Source organism: Frankia sp. CcCS3 (assembly GCF_977927575.1).
The window spans coordinates 1-3311 of record NZ_CDWRCL010000321.1 but is presented as its reverse complement, the minus strand read 5'-3'; the positions used below and the strand labels follow the sequence as shown (position 1 = coordinate 3311).

The 3311-nt window shown below is 76.7% G+C and carries 1 protein-coding gene; it reads left to right on the top strand.

Annotated elements, in window-relative coordinates:
* Positions 1 to 3311 (top strand): non-ribosomal peptide synthetase (locus tag AC08OQ_RS18610; RefSeq protein ID WP_476612265.1); only part of this gene is annotated, 3311 nt, incomplete at both ends.

The following is a 3311-nucleotide window of genomic DNA, read 5'->3' as shown; positions in this document are numbered from 1 at the left end:
ACGCGGGCCGGCAGGTCGGCCATCACGCCCCGGCCGAGCTGGCCGGCCAGGTGCGGGCGTTCGCCGCCCGGCACGGCGTGACGCCGTTCGTGGTGCTGCTCGCCGCCTACGCGGCCCTGATCCACCGGGCCACCGGCGCCACCGACATCACCGTCGGCTCGCCCGTCGTCAACCGGGACGGCGCCGGGACCGACGGCGTCATCGGCTACTTCGGCAACACCATCTGCCTCCGGCTCACCGTCGGCCCGGCCGACACGTTCACCGAGCTGGTCGCCCGGACCCGCGAGGTGTGCCGGGGCGCCCTCGCGCACGCCGACGTCGACCTGGCCGACGTCGCGCGCGAACTCAACCCGGACCGCTCCGACGGCGTGTCCAGCCTGTTCAGCACGATGTTCGCCGTCCGCTCGCCGGCCGCTGCCGCCCTCCACCGCACTGACCAGGACGGCCGGGACCTGCGCGGCGAGCGCCGCCCGCTGCCCAACGGCACCGCCCAGTTCCCGCTGATGGTGGTGGCCGAGTTCGGCGGGGACGGCGGCTTTGGCCCGCTCGAGTTGGAGACGACCTACCAGCCGGGCTCGGTGTCGGCGGCGTTCGCCGGCTCGGTGGGCCCGCGGCTGGAGCGGCTGCTGGCCCGGGCGCTGGCCGAGCCCGGCACGGCGATCGGCCCGATCGACCTGCTCGGCTCGGCCGAGCGTGACCGGGTGCTGGTCGACTGGAACGACACCGCTGGGCCCAGCCCGACCGAGCCGTGGGTGGCGCTGTTCGCCGCTCGGGCCGCGGCCAGCCCCGACCGGACGGCGCTGGTCACCGCCGAGCGGACCCTGACCTACGGTGAGCTCGCGGCGGCGGCCGACGCCTTCGGGCGCCGGCTGGCCAGGCGCGGCGCCCGGCCCGGTTCCATTGTCGGGATCGCGCTGCCCCGCTCGGTCGACCTGGTCGTCGCGCTCGCCGGCGCCGCCCGGGCCGGCGCCGCCTACCTCCCGATCGACCCCGACTACCCGGCGGACCGGATCGCGTTCATGATCGAGGACGCGGCCCCGTCGGTGCTGGTCACCACGGGATCGCTCGCCGCGCGGCTGCGGGTCGCGCCCGGGACGCGGCTCGTCCTGATCGACGAGGCCGAGCCCGAGCCCGAGGCCGGCGCCGCGGCGGTGCCGGCCGCTGGATCGTGGCCGCCCGCCGTCGACGCGGACAGCCCGGTCTACGTGATCTACACGTCGGGTTCGACCGGCCGGCCGAAGGGCGTCCTGGTCGGCCACCGGTCCCTGGCGAACTTCCTGTCGTCGTTCGCCGAGACCGTGGGTATCGGGCCAGCCGACCGGGTCCTGGCCGCGACCACGCTGGGCTTCGACCCGAGCACGGTCGAACTGCTCGCCCCGCTGACCGTCGGCGCCTCGATCCATCTCGTCGAGGGCGGGGCGGCCCGCGACCCCTCGGAGCTGGCCCGGCTGCTGACCGCGGGCGCGGTGACGCTGGCCCAGGCGACCCCATCGCGCTGGCGATCCATCCTTGACGCGGCTGCTGGGCCCTACCCGCGGGTGCGGGTCCTGTGCGGCGGCGAACCGCTGCCGGCCGACCTCGCCCGCGAGCTCACCGCCCGCGCGGAGAGCCTGACCAATCTGTACGGGCCGACCGAGACGACGGTCTGGGCGACGACCGGCCCGGTGCGAAGCGCCGACCGTGGGCGGCCGACGGTCGGCCGCCCACTGCGCAACACCCGGGCCTACGTGCTGGACGGCGCTCTCATGCCGGTACCGCCGGGCGTCGTCGGCGAGCTGTACCTTGCCGGCGCGGGCGTCGCCCACGGCTACCTGGCTCGGCCGGCGCTGGGTGCGTCCCGTTACGTCGCCAGCCCGTTCGGGACCGGCGAGCGGATGTACCGGACCGGCGACCTCGCCCGGTGGACGGCTAGCGGCGAGCTGGTCCTGGCCGGCCGCTCGGACGATCAGGTCAAGGTCCGCGGCTTCCGGGTCGAGCCGGGTGAGATCGAGGCGGTGCTCGACCGCCACCCGGCGGTCGCCCGCTGCGCCGTGGTCGTCCGCGAGGACGGGCCGGCCGGCCGGGCGCTGGTCGCCTACGTCATCCCAGCCGGGGCGGCAGCGGACGAAGCCGGCAGCGGGGCGCTCGCGGCGGCGCTGCGCGCCCACGTGGCGGCGGCGCTGCCCGACTACATGGTGCCGGCGGCCTTCGTAGCGATGCCCGCGCTGCCCACCACCCCCGGCGGGAAGCTGGATCGCCGCGCGCTGCCCGCGCCCGATTTCCGGGCGGCGGCCCGGTCCGGCCGGGCTCTGCCTGCTCGGGCTCCGGCCACCCGGACCGAGGCGGTCCTGCGGGACGTCTTCGCGGCCGTGCTCGGCCAGCCCGACGTCGGCGTCGACGACTCGTTCTTCCAGCGGGGCGGCGACAGCATCCTGGCTTTCGCCGTGGTCACCCGGGCGGCTGCCGCCGGCGTGACGGTCGAGCTGGCCGACGTGTTCGCCGCGCCGACCGTCGCCGGCCTGGCCGCAGCGGCGGACGCCTCGGCCCCCGCGAACCAGGCGCTTTCAGAGCAGGCGCCTTCAGACCAGACGCCTTCAGAGCAGGCGCCCGTGGGCTTGGCCCCGGTCGACCCGGCGGACCTGGCCCGCTGGCGGGAGCGGCTGCCCGGCCTGACCGAGGTCTGGCCGCTGTCGCCGTCGCAGGCGGGGATGCTGTTCCACCGCCTCGTCGACGGGGACGACACGCCGGACGTCTACGTCATCCAGTTCGTCCTCGACCTGCGCGGCGACGCCGACGACCTCGACCCTGAACGCCTGCGCGCGGCGTCGCGGGAGCTCGTCGCCCGGCACGACCTCCTGCGCGCCGCCGTCCTGGCCGACGGCGCCGCCCCGGCCCAGGCCATCCTGGACCGGGCCGAACCGGAGTGGACGATCGTCGACCTCTCCAGCTGGCCGGCCGCCGAGCGGTTGGCCGAGGCCGAGCGGCTGGTCGTGGCCGACCGGGCGGCGCGCTTCGATCTGACCACGCCGCCGCTCATCCGGTTCCTGTGGGTCCGCACCGGAGCGGACAGCGCCCGGCTGGCGGTCTGCGCCCACCACGTCATCCTGGACGGCTGGTCGCTGTCGCTGGTGCTGCGGGAACTGTTCACGCTGGCCGCCGATGCCGATGCCGATGCCGATGCCGCCCCGCCGCCCCGGCCGCCCGCCGTCCGCTCGTACTCGGACTACCTGCGCTGGCTGCGGGCCCAGGATCGGGACGCCGCCCGCGCGGCCTGGCGGACCGAGCTGGCCGGCCTCGAGGGGCCGACCCTACTGGCCGCCGGCGGCGGCCAC